General features: G+C 42.6%; 4 protein-coding genes and 1 pseudogene. All 5 read left to right on the forward strand.

What is annotated here, in order from left to right:
• Positions 1-94: pseudogene (locus tag H6G96_RS42200) on the forward strand (disulfide bond formation protein DsbA); the annotation flags it as partial.
• Positions 95-300: 206 nt separating this feature from the next.
• A complete protein-coding gene (locus H6G96_RS40355) occupies positions 301-450 on the forward strand; it encodes a hypothetical protein (RefSeq protein WP_190920223.1) in 150 nt (49 codons plus the stop codon).
• Between the two features lie 60 nt (positions 451-510).
• Positions 511-2,253, forward strand: coding sequence for a multicopper oxidase domain-containing protein (locus H6G96_RS40360; protein ID WP_190920226.1), 1,743 nt, complete (start codon positions 511-513; stop codon positions 2,251-2,253).
• A gap of 97 nt (positions 2,254-2,350) precedes the next feature.
• Positions 2,351-3,508 carry a hypothetical protein gene (locus H6G96_RS40365; RefSeq protein WP_190920228.1) on the forward strand — a complete coding sequence of 386 codons (1,158 nt, stop codon included), beginning with the start codon at positions 2,351-2,353 and terminating at the stop codon, positions 3,506-3,508.
• A gap of 180 nt (positions 3,509-3,688) precedes the next feature.
• On the forward strand, positions 3,689-3,955 hold a 267-nt coding region (locus H6G96_RS40370), incomplete at its 3' end, for an AraC family transcriptional regulator (RefSeq protein WP_190920230.1).

Genomic DNA, 3,955 nt, shown 5'->3' on the forward strand with positions numbered 1-3,955 from the left:
GACTACCCCAGCCCTGTTTATCAATGGAATTCGGTATACCGAGCGCTGGAACACGACGGAGTTGATGGCTGCCATGATTGCTGCAAGTCATTAAGTTCCCCGATCTTTGCTCTCAATTCATATCTGACTTGTTTGTAAGTGCTATAAGCTATCAAATTTTGATAGCTAGATTTTGCCTGCCTGTTTCGCTGAACAAAACTGCCGCTTTTTGAACCCTGCCAAAAATTACCATGCCAACAACTGAATTCCTGCGTATTAATTTAGTCAATTACAAATCAGTATTTCATTGAGGATAATTCTATGCCGCATTTATTAGTACAAGGCAAGAATAATTCTGGGCATGAAGGTACACCTCAGACTGGTTCTCTTCGCGACTCCTCAGTTAATCATGCCCTGATTGCGATCGCGCAAGAAGTCACTGAGTTGCTCAGACAAGCTTACCCGTTTTAACTTCTTACCTCTTAACTTTTTTACTGACTATATTTAATCATCAATGGAGATTAAGAAATAATGTTAACTAGAAGGCAATTAATACTAGCAAGTACAGGAATTGGAGCAGGATTTCTCATTTCTGAGATATTTAAGGCGAAGAAAAGCTATGCCGTTTTACCGGAAATATCAAAATTTACCGAACCTCTGCCAATTTCATTTGCTAGTGCTGCACCTAGTAGTTTGGTAATTGCACCGAGTTCACATTCCTTTCATAAGGATTTAGGTGCAGGGGCTACTTGGGGCTACAACGGGGCTGACTACCTTGGCCCGACTTTCGAGATCACCAGGGGTACACCGCTACAACTAACTGCACACAACAACCTTGGAACCCATCCCTTTGCCAACTCTCTGGACCTGAGATTGCACGGCATACAAGAGTCTGACAAAACCAATCCACGTTTGTCATTGCACCTCCACGGCAGCAATACCGAAGCAAAAAGCGACGGTTATCCAACGGATACATTTACGCCGGGACAGAGCTATGTATACAATTTTAATAACAATCAGGAAGCGGCAACGCTCTGGTATCACGACCATACGCTTGGTATGACTAGCCTGAACGTCATGGCTGGATTGGCAGGAGTATACCTGATTAGAGATGTTGATGATCCTGTCGGCGGTAATGGGCCCCTCGGTATTCCTGCAGGGCCTCCCTATGAGATACCGTTAGTCCTACAAGACCGCTTATTCAACCCAGATGGTTCACTGTTCTATCCTCCAGCTCCCTGGACACCTGAGTTTTTGGGTAATGTTGCTACAGTTAACGGCAAAGCTTGGCCAAATTTGAATGTTGAGCGCACCATTTATCGTTTCCGGATTGTTAATGGCTCAAATGCTCGCACCTACAACCTCAAGCTGTCATCAAACCAGCCAATTATCCAGATTGGCACTGATGGAGGAATGCTCAACACTCCTGTAGAATTGTCTAGGCTACTGCTTGCTCCTGGTGAGCGTGCTGACGTGCTGATCGACTTCTCCAAAAATCTGCCAGGAGAAAAGATTGTCTGGCAAAATGATGCTACTTCGCCCTTTCCTTTTGGCAGAGTTAACACCGTCTTAAATCTAAGTTTCCCACTGCCTGAAATCATGCAGTTTACAGTAAAGGCGGGTGCTGCCAATCCTAAGCCTATACCTCAAACACTGCGATTGCATAAACCACTCATCAAACCAATCGCTAATAAACCAGTGCGGCAGCGTTTCTTGACACTTGCAGAGATCGTCGGGCCACTTGGTCCACTAGTCTTGCTACAAAACTTTGTCTACTGGGATGAGGCCGAGAACTACCCAGAATTAAGGGAGCGTCCGAAGGTAGATACCGTAGAGCAGTGGAACATTATTAACCTTCAGCCAGTTGCTCACCCAGTTCACCTGCACCTAGTTTTCTTCCAAATCCTGAATCGACAAAAGATTAATGTAACTCAATATTTGAAATCATATCTTACTACTACTGGTTCTCCTCGCCAGGTAAGAACACACCACATACCGTTAGGAGGACCGACAGTGCCAGCTAATTATCCACCGCCAGACCCTACACCCTTTGCAGTTGCTCCACCAAGACCGCCAGCACCAAACGAGTCTGGGTGGAAGGATACAGTATTAGTATACCCTGGTGAGGTTACTCGCCTGATTGTTCCCTTTGGGGCCCAAGCTGCGGAAAACTTGCCTTTCGGCAATTCGTTCACCGGACGTTACGTATGGCATTGCCATATGCTCGACCATGAAGACAACGAGATGATGTTGCCCTACGAGGTAGTACCTTAATCTTTGCCACAACAAGATCCATGCACATAACACTGATGTGCGTGAGTAGCTAAAACCAGACCTATGCAACTGTATTTTGTTTATTAAGGTAATACTCATGAAAGCCCTTTCTGCTTTAGCTTTTAGTACTGCTTGGTCAATTTCGCTCAGTTCTATTGCTACCATTCAACCTGTTTTTGCAGCACTTGACAATGAACCCAATAACTCTTTTAACACCAGACAATTTCTTCCTTCTAGTACAACTACTGTAAATGGACAACTAGAAAGTGGAGATGTTGACTTTTTTGGGTTCTCAAATCTTGATACTGGAAGTTTGTTTACGGCAGACATTAATTCAAAGACAATTGATCCACTTTTAGGATTACTTGATGATTCTGGTAATATCCAGGCGATAAACGATAACGAATCCGACAATAGTGTTCTCTCTCTATTAACTGGGAAAGTACCAGCAAGTGGTAGTTTGAATTTTGCCGTATCTGGCTTAAGGGATATTAACCTAATAGGAGATCATTTAGAATCTGGTTCTTATAGACTGTCATTAAATACATTTAATCTGCCTAAACTCTCCACTAACCCAACAATTCTAAACGGTGGTTTTGAAACTGGTAATTTTAGTGGTTGGACAACACTAGGTGAAACTAGTATTGAGACAAAAACTTTTGGCAGTAATCCAACTGAAGGAAATTATCAAGCTTTCCTCTCAACTGGTAATAAAACATTTTCTGGCTCAATTATTGAAGAATTTTTAGGGTTAGAAGCAGGAAGCTTGGATAATCTTGGCAAAAGCTTAGAACCTCTTCCCGACGGACAGGCTACTCAAGGCTCTGCTATTCAACAAATATTTACAGGAAAAGCTGGAGATGTTTTGACTTTCGATTGGAATTTTCTCTCGAATGAAGAACTGTTTCCTTCTGTTAACGATTTTGCCTTTGTCTCAATTGGTTCTTTGTCAAAGTTAGCTGATGTATTATCACCCACTGTGATTTCTTCTACGACAGACTTTTTTAAAGAGACTGGATTTAACACTTTTTCCTTTAAAATACCAACTACCGGAATATACTCTTTGGGTATCGGAGTTACAGATTGGAGAGATAGCGGCACCGATTCTGGATTGTTAATTGACAATGTTAAAATCGTTTCTGTTCCTGAATCCAATTATGGATTAAGTATTTTGGGATTTGGTGTATTAAGTCTAATTTTAAGATTGAAGAGCAAGCAACAAAACAAAGTCAAATCTATTTCAGTCCGTCGGTGAGCCAAGAAAGCAGTTCTTGAGCAGGGGAGGTTGAGGAGCAGGGGGAACAAACCCCACAACGATGGTAGATGGTGGCTATGTAGCACAGTAGTCGATCGGCAATGCAAAATATTGCAGTGCTCGAATACGCGATGGCTAGCTTTTGCCTGTTTTGTTGAGCAAATTGCTAATCTTTGAACCATGCTAACAATTACAACGCCAACCTTTGAAGCCAAGCGCAAAGGCTTAACGCACACCCAATTGCAGCAAGTACTCAGCTATATTTGTACTTACCTTAATCGAGATTTGTCACTGACTAAGCTTGCAGAAGTGATCAATATTAGCCCGACTTACTTTGCGAGTTTGTTTAAGCAAACAATGGGAATTTCTCCCCGTCAGTATGTGATTCAACAGCGCGTGGAACAGGCAAAGTTGATGCTATCGAAAACAGATTTGGCGATAACCCTT

Source organism: Nostoc sp. FACHB-892, assembly GCF_014698795.1.
Taxonomy (GTDB): domain Bacteria; phylum Cyanobacteriota; class Cyanobacteriia; order Cyanobacteriales; family Nostocaceae; genus Nostoc.

Bases quoted from the DNA above. Each gene is read 5' to 3' on its own strand.
- H6G96_RS40355 (WP_190920223.1), top strand. From the start codon at position 301: ATGCCGCATTTATTAGTACAAGGCAAGAATAATTCTGGGCATGAAGGT.
- H6G96_RS40360 (WP_190920226.1), top strand. From the start codon at position 511: ATGTTAACTAGAAGGCAATTAATACTAGCAAGTACAGGAATTGGAGCA.
- H6G96_RS40365 (WP_190920228.1), top strand. From the start codon at position 2,351: ATGAAAGCCCTTTCTGCTTTAGCTTTTAGTACTGCTTGGTCAATTTCG.